Consider the following 20,751-nt stretch of genomic DNA (forward strand, 5'->3'; position numbering starts at 1 on the left):
AGAATGTTGCAACGCAATGCTTGCGTCGCGTCACCTTGCTATCCAGGCGCGTTTGCAGAGTCGAATGGTGAAGACATGTCCGATAGTCCGATTGATCCTCACACGCATCATCACGCGCACTGCCTGCCGTTCAGCGCGCAGTTGATCGGCGCGAGCGGCACGCGACCGCGCACGCGGTTCCGTTTTTGGGCACCGTCGTGCAATAGCGTGCAGGTGGTCATCGAAAGCGGCCACGCGCAAGGCACACACGACATGGCTCCGACCGGCAACGGCTGGTTCGAGGCCACCGTGGAGAGCGGCGCGGGCACGCTGTATATGTTCCAGCTCGACGGCAAGCAGACAGTGCCCGATCCGGCCTCGCGATTCCAGCCGCGGGACGTGCATGGCCCGAGCGAGGTCATCGATCCGCGCGCGTACCACTGGGAACACACCGAATGGCACGGCCGGCCCTGGGAAGAAACGGTACTGTACGAATTGCACGTCGGTGCAATGGGCGGCTATGCGGGCGTGCAAAAACGCCTGCCCGAGTTCGCCGCGCTCGGCGTCACCGCAATCGAACTGATGCCGTTGAACGACTTTCCCGGCGGTCACAACTGGGGTTACGACGGCGTGCTGCCGTACGCGCCCGACTCCGCCTACGGCCGTCCCGAAGAACTGAAGGCACTGATCGACGCCGCGCATGGTGTCGGCCTGATGGTGTTTCTCGATGTCGTCTACAACCACTTCGGACCGGACGGCAACTATCTGCATACGTACGCAGAGCCGTTTTTCCGCGCGGGAGTGAACACGCCATGGGGCCCCGCGATCGACTTCGAGCGCAGCGAAGTCAGCGACTTCTTCACCGACAACGCGGTCTACTGGATCAACGAGTACCGCTTCGACGGACTGCGCTTCGACGCGGTGCATGCGATCGACAACCCCGCGTGGCTGCGCGAGCTGTCGGACCATATCCGCGCGCGCGTGCAGCATGGCCGCCACGTGCATCTGGTGCTCGAAAACGAGCACAACAACGCGAGCCTGCTCGACGCGCATTTCGACGCGCAATGGAACGACGACGCGCACAACACGCTGCACGTGCTGCTGACCGGCGAAACCGAAGGCTATTACCACGCGTATGCGAGCGAACCGATTCGCCGGCTCGCGCGCGTGCTGTCCGAAGGCTTCGCGTATCAGGGCGAGCCGTCGCCGCTGCACGATGGTGCGCCGCGTGGCGAAGCGAGCGCGCATCTGCCGCCCACGTCGTTCGTGATGTTTTTGCAGAACCACGATCAGATCGGCAACCGTGCGTTCGGCGAACGTCTGCGCAAGCTGACCTCGGACGACGCGCTGCGCGCCGCGACCGCGTTGCTGTTGCTGTCGCCGCAAATTCCGCTGCTGTTCATGGACGAAGAATACGGCTCGACGCAACCGTTCCTGTTTTTCACCGATTACACCGGCGCTCTCGCCGATGCCGTGCGCGAAGGGCGACGCCGTGAATTCGCGCGTTTCGCCGCGTTCAGCGACGAGAAAAGCCGCGCGCAGATTCCCGATCCGAACGATGCCCAGACCTTCGCCGCGTCGTCGCCACCCGCGCCCGATGCGAAGCCGACACCGGATCGGCTCGACTGGATGCACTACTACAAGTCCGCGCTCGCGGTGCGCGCGAAGCTGATCACGCCGCGCCTGAAACATACGAAGGCGTGCGGCGCGACCGTGCTGCGCGACGCAGGTGGCGGCGACGCGAACGCGCTGGTCGCGCGTTGGAAACTCGGTGATGGCGAGACGCTGTCGATCGCGCTGAATCTGTCGCAACAGAACGTCGCATTCGACGACATCCCCGCCGGCAAGATCGTTTTCGAGACGCCGCCACGCGCGCGCGAGCAGGCCGACGCGCGGGTATTGCCCGCTGATGCGTGCATCGCATGGCTGACCGGCGACATCAACGAATTCGCGAGCCGCCACGATGCGCGCATCGCGTCGCACGAGGAGCAGCGCGCGTGACGACCCGACGCCCCAACGACCGGCTCGCCGCGCTCGCCACCCGCGCAGGCTTCGAGGTGCAGTGGCAGGACGCGCACCACAACACGCAGCACGTGCCTGAAAAAACACTCGGCACGCTGCTCGAACGCATGGGTCTGCCGTGCCGCAACGCCACCGATATCCGCCACAGCGCCGCTGCTCTGGAGGCCGAACTATCGGGCCGCAGGCTGCCGCCGCTGATGACCGCGGTGATCGGGCGTGGCATCGCGCTGCCGGCGGCCGCGGTCAAGTCGGGCAGCCATTACCGGATCGAGCTGGAGAGCGGCGCGATCATCGACGGCCGCTTCACCGCGCCGAAAGGCGAGGAAGCGTTGCTCGCGCCGATCGACGAAGCCGGCTATCACACGCTCGTGATCAACGATCAGCGCATGACGCTCGCGGTCGCGCCGCCGCGCTGCTACACCGTCGCCGACGCATGGCGCACGCTGCACGGCGGCGATGGCGACGGCGACGTCTCGCCGCCCATGCCGCCACTATGGGGCATCGCTGCGCAACTGTATGGCTTGCGTCGCGTCGGCGATGGCGGCATCGGCGATTACACTGCGCTCGCGCAGCTTGCACGGCACGGCGCGCAGCGCGGCGCGCACGCGCTCGCCGTCAGTCCGACCCACGCAATGTTCAGCGCACAGCCCGAGCGCTTCAGCCCGTACGCACCGTCGTCGCGTTTGTGGCTCAACGTCACACATATCGATCCGGCGGCGGTGTTCGGCGCCCACGCGTGCGCATCGGCATTGGCGCAGGCCGGCAACGCATCGTCGAAGTACGAAGACCTGCCGCTGATCGACTGGCCGCACGCGACAGCGTTGAAACTCTCGGTATTGCGCGCGCTGTACGAACAGTTCAACGAGAACGAGCGCCCGCAACACTCGCCGCGCGCCCTCGAATTTCACGGCTTCTGCGAACGCGCGGGGCGCGCGCTCGAAGATCACGCGCGCTTCGAAGCGCTGCAAGCCGCGCAACTCGCGCAAGGCGGCGACGGCCATTGGCGCAATTGGCCCGACGCGTTGCGCGACCCGCGCAGCCCCGAAGTCGACGCGTTCGCCGCCGCGCATCGCGACGAGGTCGATTTTCATCTGTTCCTGCAGTGGCTGGCATCGCGCGGCTTGTTGCACGCGCAGCACACCGCGCGCGAAGCCGGCATGGCGGTCGGCCTGATCGCCGATCTCGCGGTGGGTTGCGACAGCGCCGGCAGTCATGCATGGTCCTACCCCGACGACATGCTGCAGGGCGTGTCGGTCGGCGCGCCGCCCGATCTGTTCAACCAGGCCGGCCAGTCGTGGGGACTCACGACCTTTTCGCCGCGCGCGATGCGCACGCAAGGCTTCGCCGCGTTCATCGACATGCTGCGCGCGGCGTTCGCGCATGCGGGCGGCATCCGCATCGATCACATTCTCGGCTTGCGGCGTCTGTGGCTCGTGCCCGAAGGCGAAAGCGCGCGCAACGGCGCGTATCTGCGCTATCCGCTCGAAGACCTGCTGCGGCTGATCGCGCTCGAATCGTGGCGGCATCGCGCGATCGTGATCGGCGAGGATCTCGGCACCGTGCCGTCCGGTTTTCGCGAGCGGCTCGACGAGCACGGCATCGAAGGGATTCGCGTGCTGTGGTTCGAAGGCGCGCCCGACGGCCACGGCTTCAAGGCGCCGGCCGATTGGGACAGCTACGCGGTCGGCACGACGACCACGCACGATCTGCCGACTGTCGCCGGCTGGTGGCGCGGCAGCGACATCATGTGGCGCAACCGCATCGGCCAGACGATGGCGCGCGCCGACGGCCGCGACCCCGAAGAAGCGGCGCTCGAAGAGCGCGCTCAGCAGCGCGCCGATTTATGGCGCGCGTTTCAGCGAGCGGGCGTGGCCGCGCCCGACGTCGCGCCGCCGGACGCCGACAACCCGCCCGTCGACGAAGCGCTCGCATTCGTCGCCGCGACGCCCGGGCCGCTCGTCACGTTCCCGCTCGAAGACCTGCTCGCGCTCGCCGAGCAGCCGAACCTGCCGGGCTCGATCGACGAACATCCGAACTGGCGCCGCCGCATGGCGCTGCCCATCGACGCTATGTTCGACGACCCCGTATTCACCGACCGACTGCTGGCCGTCGACGCCGCTCGCCGCGCCGCCGCGCCTTCACCGAACACTTCCGCGGAGCCCGACACGCCATGACCGTCCCACGCTCCACACTGCGCCTCCAGTTCCATCGGGGCTTCACTTTCGACGACGCCGCGCGCCACGTCGAATACTTCGCCGCGCTCGGCATCAGCCATCTGTACGCGTCGCCGATCACGACGGCCGAGCCCGGCTCGATGCACGGCTACGACACCGTCGACTACACCCAGGTCAGCGCCGAATACGGCGGCGAGGCGGGCTTGAAGCGCCTCGTCGACAAGCTGCGCGCGCACGGCATGGGGCTCATCGTCGACATCGTGCCGAATCATATGGGCGTCGGCGGTTCGAGCAACGCGTGGTGGCTCGATATCCTCGAATGGGGCCGCCACAGCGCGTTTGCGCGTCATTTCGACGTCGACTGGCATTCGCCCGATCCCGCGCTGCGCGGCAAGGTGCTGCTGCCGACGCTCGGGGCGTCGTACGGCGATGAACTGGTGGCGGGCCGCATCGCGCTGCATTTCGCCGCCGACAGCGGTCGCTTTTATATCGGCTACGGCCCGCACGTGTTCCCGGTCTGCCCGGTCGATTACGCGGCGATCCTGCAAGGCGCCGACCGCGCCGATCTGAGCGCGCTCGCCAATCGCTTTCACGGACTCACGACGCAGCCCGCCGATCAGCCGCGCGCCGCCGAAGCGCGCGACGCGCTGCGCGAGTTCGTCGCGCGCGAAGGTGCGTCGGCGATCGAGTTCGTGCTGGAGACTTACGCGCCGCAAGATCCGGTCACGCGCGACCGGCTGCATCGGCTGATCGAGCGGCAGCATTTCCGGCTCGCGTGGTGGCGCACCGCCTCCGACGAAGTGAACTGGCGGCGCTTCTTCGACATCTCGACGCTCGCCGCCGTGCGCGTCGAGCGGCCCGAGGTGTTCGAGGCGGTGCATGCGCTGATCTTTCGCCTCTACCGCGAAGGGCTCATCGACGGCTTGCGGATCGATCATATCGACGGGCTCGCCGAGCCGCGCGAATACTGCCAGCGTTTGCGCCAGCGGCTCAGCGAGTTGCGCGACACCGCGCCGTACGTGGTGGTCGAAAAGATTCTCGGCCGCGGCGAGCCGTTGCGCGACGACTGGCCCGTCGACGGTACGACCGGCTACGACTTCATGAGCGACGTCGGCGCGCTGCTGCACGATCCGGCCGGCGCCGAGCCGCTCGCCAACACGTGGGCCGAGCTCACCGGCCGAAGCGCGCGCTTCGCCGATGAAGCGCACGCGGCACGGCGCAAGATTCTCGCGGAAAACTTCTCGGCGGAACTGGACCGCGCGGCGCGCGCGCTGCATCGGATCGCACGCGATTCGCTGAGCACGCGCGACTTCACGTACCCGGCGCTGCGCCGCGTGCTGACCGAACTGGTCGTGCATTTCCCCGTGTACCGCATGTATCCGCTGGGCGGACTGCGCAGCGCCGCCGACAACGTCTATTTCGAGCAGGCGCTCGCGGGCGCGCGCGCTTCGCTGCCGCGCTCGGACGACGCGGCGCTCGAGCGCGTGAATGCATGGCTCGGCGGCAGCGCAGAAGAGGCGCCGCCCGCGCGGCCCGGCGCGCAGTCGCAGCAGCAGGCGCAAGGCGGCGGAGCGCCGCCGCATGCGGGATCGTCCCGGCGCAGCGCGCAAACGCTGTTTTCGCAGCTGACCGCGCCGCTCGCCGCCAAGGCGATCGAGGACACCGCGTGCTATCGCTATGGCCGTCTGCTGTCGCGTAACGAAGTCGGCTCGGACCCGGGCGAGTTCGCGCTGTCGGTCGAGCAGTTTCATGCGGGCAATCTCGAGCGCGCGCAGCGTTTTCCGCATGCGATGCTGGCGACCGCCACGCACGATCACAAGCGCGGTGAAGACGTGCGCGCGCGGCTCGCAGTGTTGAGTGAGATCGCCGACGAATGGGGCGCGACGCTGCGTGCATGGTCGACGTTGAACGCGCCGCAGCGTCGCGCGCTCGACGGTACGCCGATCAGCAGCGTGAGCCAGGACAAGAGCGACGCATGGGCTCCCGGCCCCGCCGCCGAGGATATGCTGTACCAAACCCTAGTGGGTTGTTGGCCGCCCGATCTGCGTGCCGACGACGAAGCCGGCGTCAAGGAGCTGGCCGAACGCGTCGCGCAATGGCAGTTGAAGGAGCTGCGCGAGGCGAAACTGCAAACCAGCTGGCTCGCCCCCGACGAAGCCTACGAAGCCGGCTGCCGCGAGTTCCTGTTCGGCATCCTCGCGCCGCAGCGGCGCGACGCCTTTCTAAAGGAGCTGTCGGCGTTCGTCGAGCGGATTGGCCGCGCGGGCGCGCTCAACAGTCTGCAGCAGACAGTGCTGCGTCTTGCGTCACCCGGAATCCCCGATCTTTACCAAGGCACCGAGCTGTGGGACTTCAGCCTCGTCGATCCGGACAATCGGCGGCCCGTCGATTTCGCGCAACGCGAGGCGTGGCTGCCCCAAGCGCAGACGCCGCCGTCGGAATTCCTCGCGGACTGGCGCGACGGACGCGTGAAGCTCGCGGTGATCCAACGCGTGCTGGCGCTGCGCACGCATCTGCCGGAGTTGCTGAGTCAGGGCACGTATCTGCCGCTCACGGTGCGCGGCGCGCATGCGTCGAATGTGATCGCGTTTGCGCGGCGCCACGGCAATGCGTGGGCCGTAGTGATCGCCAGCCGGTTGGCGGCGGGCTTGCTTGGCGACGATGCCGATCTGCCGCTCGTCGAGCCGGCGCAATGGGCGAATACGGCCGTCGAAATGCCGCCCGATCTGTCGGCGCGCGCGCTGTTCGACTGGTTGAGCCCCGCCGCGCCGAAAGTCGACGATCACGGGCTGCTGCATCTGCGCGACGCGCTCGCCGCAATGCCGGTCGCGGTGCTGGTGGAGGATGGGGTGCCTCGAAGCTGAGGCGGATGAACAGGGTTGAGGCTTCGGGTCGGCTCGGGCCTCAACCGCCCTCGTCGTCGAACACCTTCGGATACACGCGCACCAGCACGATGCGCGGTCCCTTCATCTTCTTGACCACCACGTCGAAGTCTTCGAATTCGACGCGCTGCCCTTCGCCGGGCAGATCGTTGAGGGCCTGGATCACGAGGCCGCCCACGGACTCGGCCTTGCCCTCATCGATATCGATACCCAGCGCCCGTTCGAGCGACACCACCGGCAAGCTGCCCTTGCCCATCAGCGTGCCGTCGTCCATGCGGGTCCAGTCGGCGTCGCCCTGGCGAAACTCGTCGTGGATCTGTCCGACCAGCGCGCCGAGCAGGTTGTCGAGCGTCAGGAAGCCGATCGGTTTTTCGTTCTTGTGGCCGACCAGCGCGAAGTGCGGCGCGCCTTTGCGAAAGCGCCGGAACAGTTCGAGCGCCGGCATGTCCGGTTTCACGTACTGCACGGGGCGCACGTAGCGCGACAGGTCTTCGAGCGTGCTGCCCGCCTGACGCGCGAGCAGCAGGTCCTTCAGATGGATCATGCCGGCCACGCGTTGGCCCGAGGCATCCTCGAACAGCGGATAGCGGCTGAAGCGGTGCCGCGCGACCACCTGCATGTTCTCGCGCAGCGGCAGATCGCGCCGCAGGCAGACCATTTCATGCGACGGCCGCATCAGGTCCGATACGGTCATACGCGAGAAGTCGAGCGAATGCGCGATCGTGTTCCATTCGTCCTGGCTGTACGCGCCGGTCGACGAACCGAGTTCGCTCGCGACGTTCGCGCGGCGGCCGCGCAGGATCAGCTTGAGTTCCTCGGTCGAGTAATGCGAGTCGTGGCCGTGGTCGGTATCGAGGCCCGCGGCCTTCAGCACCGTGTTCGCGCTCGTGTTGAGCAACCAGATGGCGGGGTACATCGCCCAGTAGAAACCGTACAGCGGTGCTGCGGCCCACAGCGAAATTTTCTCCGCCTCGCGGATCGCCAGAGACTTCGGCGCGAGCTCGCCGACCACGATATGCAGGAACGAAATACACGAAAACGCGAAGAACAGCGAAATGCCGTGGGTCAGCCTCTCGGACTCGACGCCAATCAACGAGAAGAGGGGCATCAGCAGTTGCGCGAAAGCCGGCTCGCCGATCCAGCCGAGCCCGAGCGACGCGAGCGTGATGCCCAGCTGACACGCCGACAGATATGCGTCGAGCTGTCCGTGAACCTTCGCGAGCAGACGGCCGCGCATGCCATGCTGGGTGGCGAGGCTTTGCACGCGGGTCTGCCGGAGTTTGACCAGACCGAATTCGGCAGCGACGAAAAAGCCATTGAGTGCAACCAGAAACATTGCACCGATGAGGGCGACAACCTGTATCAAAGCGACGGGCTCCGGCAACAAAAGTTGTCAGTATAGAGTTGAAAGCTCTATGAAATATTTATTGTGCGCGAACGCATTCGCGCGCGACGCTCATTTCGGCACCGTCGCGCTGAACGGCACGCGCAGCACGAGCGTGGCGGGCGTCGCGGTGACGCTGCCCGCTTCCGTCGAATCGCTTTGCTCGAAGCTGCCGCCATGCGCCTCCGCGACGCGCTTGCACAACGCGAACACCCACGCGATGCGCTTCGCCTCGCGCGGCTCGCCCGCCTGCTTGCGCGCGAACGCTTCGAGCACATGCGGCAGCGCGGCGTCGTTCAACGCGGCCTCGTTCGGCTCGTACGCGACGCTCGCATGCCATGTGCCGTTGTCCGCGCGCGCGGCCAGTGCGACCTCGGCGCCCCGCGCGCTCGCTTCGACGGCGAACGTCAGCATCAGCCACAGCGCGGCGGCGAGACGAGCGCGGTCGCCGTTCAGTTGCTCGGTGGCGATCTGCGAGTCGAGCCGCACTTCGACGCCGCGCGCGCGGGCGAGGCCGGCGCGGACTTCCTCGACGGTTTCGGCGAGCAGCGGATGCAGCGGAAAAGGTTCATACGTGAGCACGAGCGATTTCGTTTCGGAGCGCGTCGTATCGACGATCGTCTCGAGCAGCTTCACCTGCTGATCGACGCCGCTGCGAATGCCGGTGATCGCGCGCTGCGAGTTGGGATCGTTCGCGTCGAGCTTGCGCTCGAGCACGTAAGCCCAGCTATGAATCGCATTCAACGGACCGCGCAGGTCGTGCGACACCAGCGACAGCACATGATCGCGCATGAACAACGCGGTTTCCGCGCGCAGCAGCGCGCTGCGTTCGGAGATGACGAAGCCGGCCGACGCCGGCTGGGCGCCAGCAGTCCCGGTGGGTGACGTAGTCACGATCGAGTCCTCTCAGGCAGTGCTGGATGATGGGGGAAGCCTCATTATAGGCATCCGGTTCCGACCGACCAGTCCAGGCCGAACCGCGAGGCGCGCCGCAATCCGCATGCCATGCGCGAAACCGGACAAGATTCGGCGATCGGCGTCAACGCGCCTACAATGTCGCTTTTACGTTTTTTGATCTGAGGAGCAACGCATGTCGACTGTGACGACCGAATCCGGCCTGAAGTACGAAGACCTCGTGGAAGGCTCCGGCGCCGAAGCCGTCGCCGGCAAGACCGTGACCGTGCACTACACGGGCTGGCTGACCGACGGCCAGAAGTTCGATTCGAGCAAGGACCGCAATGACCCGTTCGCGTTCGTGCTGGGCGGCGGCATGGTCATCAAGGGCTGGGACGAAGGCGTGCAAGGCATGAAGATCGGCGGCAAGCGCAAGCTGACCATTCCGCCGCAACTCGGCTACGGCGTGCGCGGCGCGGGCGGCGTGATTCCGCCGAACGCGACGCTCGTGTTCGAGGTCGAACTGCTCGCAGTCTGAGCTGCACCTAAGTGTTGTTATGAGCCACGCCGCCGTCACCGCCCCTAACGTTTCGCTGCGCTGCTATGGCGCGATCGAAGCGTCGGACGTGCACGACTTCCACCAGGTCGTGCTGGGGCTCGACGGCGCGATGGTGATGGCGGTGGACGGCGTAGCGGAGCAGATCGACGCCGGCTCCGCATGGCTGATCCCGGCCGGCGCGCAGCACGAATATTCGGGCGTCGGCACCAACCGGCAGCTCGTACTCGATTTGCCCGCGGCGTCGCTGGCGGTGCCCGAGCGGCTGTTCGAGCGCGCGCGAGCCGTGGCCGTCGATCCAGCGCTCACGCAACTCGTCCACACGATTGCCGCGCATGCGGCGGGCGGCGTGGGCGAAGCGCAAGACGATGCCTTCGGTCATCGTCGCTTCCATTGGGATGCCGCCGCACGTCTGGGCGCCGCGCTGGTCGTCGATTCCGGGGCGCTCGCCGGTGCGCAAAGCGAAGGCGTTCGGCTCGATTTCGCGCGCATCGACCGCTGGCTGCGCGCGCATCTGTCCGAGCCGCTGAAGATTGCCGACCTCGCCGCGCACTGCGGCTTCGGCATGCGGCGTTTTCACCAACTGTTTACCGATGCGTTCGGCGAGACACCGCATCGCTATTTGCAGCGGCTGCGGCTCGACACGTCGATCACGCTGCTCGCGAACCCGCGTCTTTCGTTGACCGATATCGCGCTCGACATCGGCTTCGGCGATCAGAGCGCTTACACGCACGCATTTACGCGGCGTTTTGGGCTGGCGCCCGGGCAGTGGCGCGCGCTGCGGCACTGAGGGCGGCGAAGGTCCGGTCAGCCTTTTAACCCACGCTGCAGATCCGCACGGATATCTCCCGCGTTTTCGAGCCCCACCGCAAGCCGGATCAGACCTTCGCTGATGCCCGCCGCCGCGCGCGCTTCGGGTGTGATGCGGCCGTGCGTGGTCGTCGCCGGATGCGTGATCGTCGTACGCGTGTCGCCCAGGTTGCCGGTGATCGAACAGACCTTCGTGCCGTCGATCACGCGCCATGCGTTCGCACGCATCTGTTCGGGCGTGTCGCCCTTCAGTTCGAACGACACGATCGCGCCGCCCGACTTCTGCTGACGCATCGCGAGCGCATGCTGCGGATGCGATTCGAGTCCCGGATAGAACACGCGATTGATGGCCGGATGCGAGTCGAGCCAGCGCGCGATTTCGAGCGCATTCGCCGACTGCTTTTCGACACGCAGCGACAGCGTTTCCATGCCTTTCAACAGTACCCACGCGTTGAACGCGGACAGCGTCGGCCCGGCACTGCGCACGAACGGAAACACCTTTTCCATGATGAATTGCTTCGAACCGACCAGCGCGCCGCCGAGCACACGGCCCTGGCCGTCGAGGAACTTGGTCGCCGAATGCATGACGACGTCCGCGCCCAGTTTCAGCGGCTGCTGCAACGCCGGGCTGCAGAAGCAGTTATCGACGACGAACAGCGCATTCGCGGCCTTCGCGATCCTGCCGATCGCTTCGATATCCGAGATCTCGGTCAGCGGGTTGGAAGGCGTTTCGAGGAAGAACATCTTCGTTTCGGGACGCACCGCTTCGTTCCACGCGTTCAAATCGGTCGGATCGACGAACGTTGTCGTGATGCCGAACTTGCTGAAGATCTGCGAGAACATGCCGAGCGTCGAGCCGAACAGCGCCCGCGAGCTCACGAGGTGGTCGCCCGCCTGCAACGTCGACATCACGACCGACATGATCGCGGCCATCCCCGACGCCGTCGCGATACAGGCCTCGCCGCCTTCGAGCGCGGCCAGCCGGTCCTGGAACATCGAGACGGTCGGATTCGAGAAGCGCGAGTACGTGAAATAGACTTCGGAGTTCTTAAAGCGCTCGGCGGCTTCCGCGGCGCTCGCGAACACGAAGCTCGAGGTCAGGAAGATCGCTTCCGAGTGCTCGTTGAAGTCGCTGCGCGCGGTGCCCGAGCGGACGGCCAGCGTGTCGAAGTCGAGGTTCAGGGAGTCGTCCATGTTGGGTCTGGTCTCCAGGAGTCGGTCGCTGCCTCGGCGGCTAAATGAGGCAGCAAGAAAAAAGCCCGCTTTGCGTCGGCATAAGCGGGCTTCGTGTGCGGAAAGGTGCGGTGTGTGCGCTCAACCCACCGACAGTTGCAGATGCAGCTGCGAACGCGCCGGGCCGCCACCGTCGATCGCTTCGCTCGCGGCATCGCGATCCGATTGCGACGACGGCGCGAGACGCGCGCTTTCGATGCGGTCGAGGTACTCGGTCGTGATGTCGCCGGTCACGTAGTTGCCGTCGAAGCACGATGCCTCGAACGCCTTCAGCGCCGGGTTGATATCGCGCACCGCCTGCTTCAGCGCGTCGACGTCCTGGTACACGAGGTGATCCGCGCCGATCATGCGCGCGACTTCCTCGTCCGAGCGGCCGTGCGCGACCAGTTCGCCGCGCGTCGGCATGTCGATGCCGTAGACGTTCGGGAATTTCACCGGCGGCGCCGCCGACGCGAAAATCACCTTGTTCGCGCCCGCATCGCGCGCCATCTGCACGATTTCGTGCGAGGTCGTGCCGCGCACGATCGAGTCGTCGACGATCAGCACGTTCTTGCCCTTGAACTCGATGTTCATCGCGTTCAGCTTCTGGCGCACCGACTTCTTGCGCACCGCCTGGCCCGGCATGATGAAGGTACGGCCTACATAGCGGTTTTTGAAGAAGCCCTCGCGATACTCGACGCCCAGCTTCTTCGCGACCTGCATCGCGGCCGGGCGCGACGAGTCGGGAATCGGCATCACGACGTCGATCGCGACGTCGGGCAGCTCGCGCTTGATCTTCTCGGCGAGGTAGTCACCCATGCGCAGACGCACGTTGTAGACCGGCACGCCGTCGAGCACCGAATCCGGACGCGCCAGATACACGAGTTCGAAGATGCAGGGGTTCAGGCTCGGAGCCGTCGCGCACTGCTGCGAATGCAGTTGGCCTTCCGCGTCGATGAAAACCGCCTCTCCCGGCTGCACGTCGCGCACGAATTCGAAACCAATGCCTTCGATCGCCACCGATTCCGACGCCAGCATCCACTCGACGCCTTCAGCCGTTTCCAGCTTGCCGAGGCACAGCGGGCGAATACCGAACGGGTCGCGGACGCCGAGCAGACCGTAGCCGGCGATCAGCGCGACGATCGCGTAAGAACCGCGCACCCGCCGATGCACGCCCGATACCGCCTTGAACAGCGCGGCCGGATCGAGTTGCAGACCCGAACTCGACAGTTGCAATTCGTGCGCGAACACGTTGAGCAGCACTTCGGTATCGGAATTGGTGTTCACGTGGCGGCGATCGATGCGGAACATCTCATCTTTCAGCTGCTGCCAGTTCGTCAGGTTGCCGTTGTGCGCGAGGATGATGCCGAACGGCGCGTTCACGTAGAACGGCTGCGCCTCTTCTTCGCTCGACGCCGAACCGGCGGTCGGGTAACGGACCTGGCCGATGCCGGTCGTGCCCGGCAGGCTACGCATGTTGCGCGTGCGGAACACGTCGCGCACCATGCCGTTGGCCTTGTGCATGTGAAAATTGCTGCCGTTCGCCGTCGCGATGCCGGCGGCGTCCTGACCGCGATGCTGCAGCAGCAGCAGGCTGTCATAGATCAGCTGGTTGACCGGGGAGTGGGAAACTACGCCTACGATGCCGCACATGGCATGTCCTTCAAAGGTACAAAATTCGTGATGGCGACCGGTGCCTATGCTCGCGCCCGCGCTTCGATGCGACGCGACGCGCTACGCCGTCATGGCAGCCGGTATGCGCCGGAGTCCTGTTGCGCGTTGCTCGGGGCGCCCAGATCGTCCACATGGACGTAAGCGGCGAGCGCCTCGGGGAGCAGCGGTTTCATTGCGCGTACGCCCGCAACCGCATATGGACGAAGCAGCGCGTTGCGCCAGAATTCCTCTTTGGGCAGTTCGGTCAAGCCCGCGAGGGCGACCAGAATCAGCACCAGAACGACCCCGCGGACGAGGCCGAACATCAAACCGAGCGAGCGGTCCGCACCGCCCAGGCCCGTGACCTGCACGAGACGGCTTAGCAGCGCGCTCACCACGCTCGTGACCAGCACTACGCCGATCACCACGAGCGAAAAAGCCAGCAGCCACTGCGTCAACGCGCCGCCCGGCCAAGTGGACGGGATGTACGGGACCACGTAGCCGACGAACTCGCAGGCGACGAAAAACGCCGCGACCCAGCCGATCAAACCAAACACTTCCGACAGCAAACCGCGCCAGGCGCCTCGCAGCGCCGACAAACCGATCACCGCGATTACAGCGTAGTCGAAGGCAGTGAACATCGCTCGCTTACTGTGCGCTGCCGCCGTTCGAGCCCGACACGAGGCCCGCCTCGCGGACCTTCGCGACAGCGGCGGTGGCCGCGGCGCGGTCGGCGAATGGGCCCGCACGCAGCAATGTCAGCGTCGAACCGTCGGCTTGCTTCCGGTGCTCGGTATATGTGGGCACGCCCGCCGCTTTCAACTTTGCGGCCCAATTGCGCGCATTCGCTTCGTTCGAGAAGGCGCCGAGTTGCACCGCGAAACGGTTGCCCGGCGGCGAGGCCGGCGTGCCGGAGTTCGCGTCGGCGCTGGCGGTGGCCGGATTCGCGTCGTCGTCAGTCGATGCCGACGGTGCGGCGGCGGGCGGTTTCGTCTGTTTGGCGGGCGCGGCGGGAATGGTGTTGGCAGCAAGTGACTGCGTTTGCGGCTTCGCGGCGGGCTTCGGCGTCGCGGCGGTAACGGTGCCGGTGGCGACGGACGGGGCCGTGCCCTGTTTCGCTGCGGTCGATTGAGTCGATTGTGTTGGTTTCGCGGCAGAGGCAGGGGCCGCCGCCGTTGTCGCCGCGGACGCCGCGGTTGCTGCCGGTGCGAGGCTGGACGCGGCGATGCCGCTGTCGGCGGCCGGCGGATTGTCCGGCGCGACGCCAGCTTGCACGTCTTCGTTGGCGGTGGATCTGGAGAGCCTCGGCGCGGGCCGGTTAGGAATGTCGATCGAGATGTCGTCGGTGACGGGCTTCGGGTGCGAATCCAGCACCATCGGCAGAATGATTACCGCCGCGACGACCAGTGCGATTGCGCCGACGAGCCGGCGGCGCGCGCGCTGCTTTTCCGGCAGCGTGGGGTCGAGCAGCATTGCATCTGCATCGACGGTGCGCTCGGTGCGGCGGGTACGCCGCTCGACGCGCTCACCGCGGGCGGCCCGATTGGAACTGGTGTTTGCGCCGCGCCGGCTGGGCGCGTCGTCTTTCTTGCCGAACGAGAAAATTCCCATGAATCGCTTGGTTCGAGCCTGGCGCCCGCTCAGTGTTGCTGCGATTTCCGGTAGGCCATCACACCCGCTACCGTATAGAAACTGCCGAAAACCACGATTCTATCATTCTCTGACGCACGTTTTAGCGCGTCCTGGAAAGCCTCTGCCGGCGTCGCGTAACGCGTGACGCTGCTGTCGGCGCTGTCGTCCACGCCCAGTTCGCGCAACGCGGTTTCCAGCTCTTGCGCGGACGCGGCGCGCGGGGTCGGCAGATCGGTCACGCACCAGTGATCGATCTCGCCTTTCAGATGACTGAGCACGCCGGCGATGTCCTTGTCGCGCATCGCACCGAACACGGCGTACGTGTACGGAAAGAAGCCCATGTTGCCGAGATTCTGTCCAAGCACCGCGGCGGCATGCGGGTTGTGGCCGACATCGAGCACGATGGACGGCTTGCCCGGCAGCACCTGGAAACGGCCCGGCAAATCCACGTTGGCGATGCCGAGCCGGATGTCCTGCGCCGACACCGGCAGACGGTCGCGCAGTGCTTCGAGCCCGGCCAGCGCCGCCGACGTGTTGATTAGCTGATTCGCGCCGCGCAGCGACGGATAGGCGAGCGCCGAGCGCCGCAGCGTCGGTCCGACGTAGCTCCACTGCTGACGCTCGCTACCGGCTTGGCCTTCGTAACGGAAGTCGCGGCCGAACAGCCACAAGTGTGCGCCGATCTTTTCCGCGTGATCGATCAGCGATTGCGGCGGCACCGGGTCCGCGCAGATTGCCGGCTTGCCGGGGCGGAAGATACCGGCCTTTTCGAAGGCGATTTTCTCGCGCGTGTCGCCGAGATAGTCGGTGTGATCGATGTCGATGCTGGTGATGATCGCGCAGTCGGTATCGAGGATATTGACCGCGTCGAGACGCCCGCCGAGGCCGACCTCGAAAATCACCGCGTCGAGGCCGCGCGATGCGAACAGGCTCATGATCGCCAGCGTCGTGAATTCGAAGTAGGTCAGCGAAACCGGTTTGGCCAGGCTCTGGCGCGCGGCTTCGACCGCTTCGAAGTGCGGCAGCAGATCTGCGTCGCTCGCCATTGCGCCGTTGATGCGCGCGCGCTCGTTGAACGACAGCAGATGCGGCGACGTGTGGCAGCCGACGGTGTAGCCCGCGCGCAGCAGAATCGCTTCGAGAATCGCGCAGGTCGAGCCTTTGCCGTTCGTGCCGCCGACCGTGATGATCGGGCACGCGAACGACAGCTGCATCGCATCGCGTACCTGGGAGATGCGGCTCAAACCCATGTCGATGCCGACCGGATGCGCGGATTCAAGGTGCGTGAGCCACGCGTCGAGGGTGGGGAATGTCGTCATCGGGTGAATCTTGAGTGAGTCGCGGTAGTTCGGTTCTGCAGTGCTGCGAAGGGTGCTGGTCAGGCGGTTGCGGTCCGGGTCGCGGGTCGCCGGTCACGTGGAGGCCGGGTTTGTGCGCATAAACCGCGAAACGGCATCGCAGGCGACCGTAATTATCCCGGAAATGACAGCGCGCCGCTTGATTGCTCACGCGGCGCGCTATTTTCTTGATTGCTTCGGTGCCCGGTTCTTACGCGACCGCGTCCGCCGGCTGATGGCTCAACAGGGCCAGCAATTGCGCGATCTCTTCGCGCAGCTTGCGACGATCGACGATCATGTCGATCGCGCCCTTTTGCAGCAGGAACTCGGCGCGCTGGAAGCCTTCCGGCAGTTTCTCGCGCACAGTCTGTTCGATCACGCGCGGGCCGGCAAAGCCGATCAGCGCCTTGGGCTCGGCGATCACGACGTCGCCGAGAAACGCGAAACTCGCGGACACGCCGCCCATCGTCGGGTCGGTCAGCACCGAGATGAACGGCAGCTTGGCTTCGGCCAGCTTCGTGAGCATCGCGGTGGTCTTCGCCATCTGCATCAGCGACAGCAGGCTTTCCTGCATCCGCGCACCGCCCGAAGCGGTGACGCAGATGAACGGCACTTTCTGTTCGAGCGCGTTCTGTGCGCCGCGCGCGAAACGCTCGCCGACCACCGACCCCATCGAGCCGCCCATGAACGAGAACTCGAAGTTCGCCACGACGACCGGCAGCGTGTGAATCGCGCCGCCCATCACGACCATTGCATCGGTCTCGTCCGTTTCGTCCATCGCCTCTTTGATGCGCTCAGGATACTTGCGGCTATCTTTGAACTTCAGCGCGTCGACCGGAACGATTTCCTGGCCGATTTCGTAGCGGCCTTCAGGGTCGAGCAGGCTGTCCAGCCGCTCACGCGCGCCGATGCGCATGTGATGGTCGCACTTCGGGCAAACATGCAGATTGGCCTCCACGTCGTTGCGATACAGCACGGCTTCGCACGACGGGCACTTGATCCACAGGCCTTCCGGAATTCCCTTGCGGTTCTTCGGATCGGTTTGTTTGATTTTTGGCGGCAGCAGCTTGTCGAGCCAGCTCATAGGGAATCCTTCTGGGTCAGCAGTCGCGCAAACGGCGGGACGAGCCCGCCGCTCACGTTACCGCGACAAAAATAACTGTTATCGGGCAGTCGCGACGCTATCGAGCGCCTCGCGCACTTCGGCAACGAAACGCTTGAGCGTCTCGGCAGCGGCGTCGGGCGCTGCCTGTTCGAGCAATTGAACGATACGGCTGCCGATCACGACGGCATCGGCCACCTCACCCACCGCACGCGCCGTTTGCGCGTCGCGAATGCCGAAACCGACGCCCACTGGCAGGGGGACGCGCGACTTGATGGCCGGGATTTTACTCGCGATGCTGGAAACGTCCAGATTTGCGGCGCCGGTGACCCCTTTCAGCGACACATAGTAGACGTAGCCACTGGCGATACGGCCGACTTCGGCGATACGTTCGTCGGTTGAGGTCGGCGCGAGCAAAAAGATCGGATCGATACCAGCAGACTGCATCTGTTGGGCGAAGTTAGCGCACTCTTCAGGCGGATAATCGACCACCAGCACGCCATCGACACCGGCTTCCTTCGCGGCTTTCGCGAAGGCCTCGGCGCCCATTCGCTCGATAGGGTTCGCATAGCCCATCAGCACAACGGGGGTTTTGTCGTCGGTTTCGCGGAAGCGTTGGACGTCGGCCAGCACGTGACGCAGCGACACGCCCTTTGCGAGTGCACGTTCGGACGACTGCTGGATCACCGGACCGTCGGCCATTGGGTCGGAAAACGGCACGCCGAGTTCAATCACATCGGCGCCGCCGGCGGCGAGCGCGTGCATGAATTCGACCGTGCGCGCCGGGTCCGGATCGCCAGCGGTCATGAACGGAATCAAGCCTTTCTTACCTTGGGCGGACAGCGCGGCAAACGTGTTCTTGATACGGGACATGGAAGTATTCTCGAATTAGGGCTACTGCGCGCTCATCGCCGTACATATTTAAGCGAAATTAGCGGCATATTTCGCGCTTTTCACTGCACTTCGGTCGACGGCTGCATTTTCGGCTTCGCTCGGGTCCGACGCGGCGCAGCAGGCGTTGCGGCGGCGCTGACGCGCTCGCGCGCTATCGCGCAATAGCTCTCGTTGATCTCATAGCCGACGAATTCGCGCTGATGACGGACGCAAGCGACTGCGGTGGTGCCGCTGCCCATGAACGGGTCGAGCACGCGGCCGCCCTTCGGGCAACTGGACAGCACCATCCGCTCGACGATTTCCAGAGGTTTCTGGGTCGGATGCGCGACGCGCTCGGCATGTTGCCGATGCAGACGCGAGACCGACCAGACATCCTTCGGATTATAGCCAAGCTCCAACCACTTGCTTCCTTCGAACAACTTTCGCGAACGCGCCTTCTTCGTGACTGCGTCGTACGGGATGCGCACGGGATCGAGATCGAAGAAATAGTCCTTCGACACCGCGAAAAAACCGATGTTGTCGTGCACCGACGTGAAGCGGCGCGTGGTGCCGCCCATACTCGGCACGCGCCGGTCCCAGATGATCTCGTTAACCATCACGAGTTTCGTCTTCAGAAAACTGAAGATTTCCGGCGCGTATTGCCAGGTGCAGAAAATGTACAGCGAACCCGACGGCTTGAGCTTCGGGACAGCCAGATCGAGCCAGCCACGCGTCCAGACGAGAAATTCCTCACCCGTGCGCATGTCCGAGTCGTTGCCATAGTCCTTCCCCAGTCCGTAAGGCGGATCGCAGACGATCAGGTCGATCGACCCGTCAGGAATGTTCGCTACATCGGTCAGAAAATCGCGGTTCAACAGCTGAATGCCGGCCGGCACTTGCGCAAGCAGCGGTGCAGATGCCGCGGCCGCCGGTACTTTGGCGGCTGGATTCGTGGTTTCAATCGCCGGCTGCGGCTCGTCGAACTCGTCGCGCATCGCCGCGGCTCAGAACTGGATACCCGATCGCTCGGCGACCGTGTGCATGTCCTTGTCGCCGCGGCCCGACAGGTTGACCAGCAGGATCTTGTCTTTCGACAAGGTCGGCGCGAGCTTCGTGGCGTACGCGAGCGCGTGGCTCGACTCCAGCGCAGGAATAATGCCCTCGATGCGGCAGCAGTCGTGGAACGCCTTCAACGCTTCTTCGTCGGTGATGCCGACATATTGCGCGCGGTTGCTCTCTTTTAGCCACGCGTGCTCGGGGCCGACGCCCGGATAGTCAAGACCTGCCGATACCGAGTGCGTCTCGATGATCTGGCCGTCTTCATCCTGCAGCAGATACGTACGATTGCCGTGCAACACCCCGGGGCTGCCGCCGATCAGCGAAGCCGCGTGGCGACCCGTTTCGATGCCGTCGCCGGCCGCTTCGACACCAATCAACTGCACGGATTTGTCGTCGATGTACGGATAAAAGATACCCATTGCATTCGAACCGCCGCCAACACATGCGATGACCGCATCCGGCTGGCGCCCGGCGAGTTCGGGCATTTGCACGCGGCATTCGTCGCCGATCACACGCTGGAAGTCGCGCACCATCATCGGATACGGATGCGGACCCGCAACTGTGCCGATGATATAGAACGTATTTTCGACGTTGGTGACCCAGTCGCGCATCGCTTCGTTCAGCGCGTCCTTCAGCGTGCGCGAACCCGATTCGACCGGCACAACGGTCGCGCCGAGCAGCTTCATGCGGTACACGTTGGCGGCCTGGCGGCGTACATCCTCGGCGCCCATGTAGACCACGCACTCCATGCCGAAGCGCGCGCAGATCGTCGCCGTGGCCACGCCGTGCTGACCGGCACCGGTTTCCGCGATCACGCGCGGCTTGCCCATGCGCTTGGCGAGCAGCGCCTGGCCGATCACGTTGTTGATCTTGTGCGCGCCGGTGTGATTCAGGTCTTCACGCTTCAGATAAACCTGCGCGCCGCCGAGCAATTCGCTCCAGCGCTGTGCGTGATAAATCGGGGAGGGGCGACCCACGAAATACTTCAGTTCGCGTTCGTATTCGGCGACGAATTCCGGGTCTTTCTGATATTTCTCGTACGCTTCGCGCAACTCGTCGAGTGCGGAAAACAGCGTTTCGGCTACGAACACGCCCCCAAACTGGCCGAAGTGGCCTCTTTCGTCAGGCAAGTTGTACATGGTGATCACTCTTCTCAGGATGGCTCGCGGCTTTCCTCGGAAA

General features: G+C 65.2%; 16 protein-coding genes. 5 read left to right on the forward strand and 11 right to left on the reverse strand.

Annotated elements, in window-relative coordinates; translation table 11 throughout:
- The first annotated feature begins 75 nt into the window (after positions 1-75).
- From treZ to treY, 3 genes are read left to right on the forward strand one after another with little or no spacing between them, the layout of a single operon-like run.
- Positions 76-1,980: a malto-oligosyltrehalose trehalohydrolase gene (gene treZ / locus QFZ91_RS37460; protein ID WP_429570363.1), complete on the forward strand. Its 1,905-nt coding sequence runs from the start codon at positions 76-78 to the stop codon at positions 1,978-1,980.
- Positions 1,977-4,175, forward strand: a complete 2,199-nt coding sequence (malQ, locus tag QFZ91_RS37465; protein WP_429570364.1) for a 4-alpha-glucanotransferase — start codon at positions 1,977-1,979, stop codon at positions 4,173-4,175. Before treZ ends, malQ begins: the two co-directional genes overlap by 4 nt.
- Positions 4,172-7,039 carry a malto-oligosyltrehalose synthase gene (gene treY, locus QFZ91_RS37470; protein ID WP_429570365.1) on the forward strand — a complete coding sequence of 956 codons (2,868 nt, stop codon included), beginning with the start codon at positions 4,172-4,174 and terminating at the stop codon, positions 7,037-7,039. The genes malQ and treY overlap by 4 nt, the downstream gene beginning before the upstream one ends.
- A gap of 40 nt (positions 7,040-7,079) precedes the next feature.
- Here treY and QFZ91_RS37475 read toward each other — a convergent pair whose 3' ends face one another.
- Both QFZ91_RS37475 and QFZ91_RS37480 read right to left on the reverse strand, forming a co-directional pair.
- A complete protein-coding gene (locus QFZ91_RS37475) occupies positions 7,080-8,423 on the reverse strand; it encodes a hemolysin family protein (RefSeq protein WP_429570366.1) in 1,344 nt (447 codons plus the stop codon).
- 90 nt (positions 8,424-8,513) lie between these two features.
- Entirely contained in the window at positions 8,514-9,335 is an 822-nt protein-coding gene (locus QFZ91_RS37480; RefSeq protein ID WP_429570367.1) for a sensor histidine kinase, read from the reverse strand.
- Positions 9,336-9,531: 196 nt separating this feature from the next.
- Between QFZ91_RS37480 and QFZ91_RS37485 the strand changes: the two genes are divergently transcribed.
- Together QFZ91_RS37485 and QFZ91_RS37490 are read left to right on the forward strand one after the other, a co-directional pair.
- Positions 9,532-9,873 carry an FKBP-type peptidyl-prolyl cis-trans isomerase gene (locus tag QFZ91_RS37485; protein ID WP_429570368.1) on the forward strand — a complete coding sequence of 114 codons (342 nt, stop codon included), beginning with the start codon at positions 9,532-9,534 and terminating at the stop codon, positions 9,871-9,873.
- 19 nt (positions 9,874-9,892) lie between these two features.
- On the forward strand, positions 9,893-10,681 hold the full coding sequence (locus QFZ91_RS37490; protein ID WP_429570369.1) for an AraC family transcriptional regulator: 789 nt from the start codon (positions 9,893-9,895) through the stop codon (positions 10,679-10,681).
- 17 nt (positions 10,682-10,698) lie between these two features.
- On the opposite strand, the gene QFZ91_RS37495 is transcribed toward QFZ91_RS37490, so the two are convergent.
- The 9 genes from QFZ91_RS37495 to trpB all read right to left on the reverse strand — a co-directional run bounded on the left by QFZ91_RS37495 (position 10,699) and on the right by trpB (position 20,708).
- Entirely contained in the window at positions 10,699-11,895 is a 1,197-nt protein-coding gene (locus QFZ91_RS37495; RefSeq protein ID WP_429570370.1) for an O-succinylhomoserine sulfhydrylase, read from the reverse strand.
- Between the two features lie 120 nt (positions 11,896-12,015).
- The gene (purF, locus tag QFZ91_RS37500; RefSeq protein ID WP_176107179.1) at positions 12,016-13,566 is read right to left on the reverse strand and encodes an amidophosphoribosyltransferase; all 1,551 of its coding nucleotides are present in this window, start codon (positions 13,564-13,566) and stop codon (positions 12,016-12,018) included.
- An 89-nt stretch (positions 13,567-13,655) separates the two neighbouring features.
- A complete protein-coding gene (locus tag QFZ91_RS37505; RefSeq protein ID WP_429570371.1) occupies positions 13,656-14,207 on the reverse strand; it encodes a CvpA family protein in 552 nt (183 codons plus the stop codon).
- Between the two features lie 7 nt (positions 14,208-14,214).
- Positions 14,215-15,177: an SPOR domain-containing protein gene (locus QFZ91_RS37510; protein WP_429570372.1), complete on the reverse strand. Its 963-nt coding sequence runs from the start codon at positions 15,175-15,177 to the stop codon at positions 14,215-14,217.
- A 29-nt stretch (positions 15,178-15,206) separates the two neighbouring features.
- Positions 15,207-16,517 (reverse strand): bifunctional tetrahydrofolate synthase/dihydrofolate synthase, encoded by a 1,311-nt coding sequence (folC, locus tag QFZ91_RS37515; RefSeq protein WP_429485451.1) that lies wholly within the window; start codon positions 16,515-16,517, stop codon positions 15,207-15,209.
- A 229-nt stretch (positions 16,518-16,746) separates the two neighbouring features.
- Positions 16,747-17,619, reverse strand: a complete 873-nt coding sequence (gene accD, locus QFZ91_RS37520) for an acetyl-CoA carboxylase, carboxyltransferase subunit beta (RefSeq protein ID WP_176378872.1) — start codon at positions 17,617-17,619, stop codon at positions 16,747-16,749.
- Positions 17,620-17,697: 78 nt separating this feature from the next.
- Complete coding sequence (gene trpA, locus QFZ91_RS37525) at positions 17,698-18,510, reverse strand: tryptophan synthase subunit alpha (protein WP_429570373.1); 813 nt, start codon at positions 18,508-18,510, stop codon at positions 17,698-17,700.
- Between the two features lie 80 nt (positions 18,511-18,590).
- Positions 18,591-19,505 (reverse strand): DNA-methyltransferase, encoded by a 915-nt coding sequence (locus tag QFZ91_RS37530; RefSeq protein WP_429570374.1) that lies wholly within the window; start codon positions 19,503-19,505, stop codon positions 18,591-18,593.
- A gap of 9 nt (positions 19,506-19,514) precedes the next feature.
- Positions 19,515-20,708 (reverse strand): tryptophan synthase subunit beta, encoded by a 1,194-nt coding sequence (gene trpB, locus QFZ91_RS37535; protein WP_013092943.1) that lies wholly within the window; start codon positions 20,706-20,708, stop codon positions 19,515-19,517.
- Between the last annotated feature and the right edge of the window lie 43 nt (positions 20,709-20,751).

The organism is Paraburkholderia sp. JPY419, from assembly GCF_050435705.1.
Taxonomy (GTDB): Bacteria; Pseudomonadota; Gammaproteobacteria; order Burkholderiales; family Burkholderiaceae; genus Paraburkholderia; species Paraburkholderia youngii.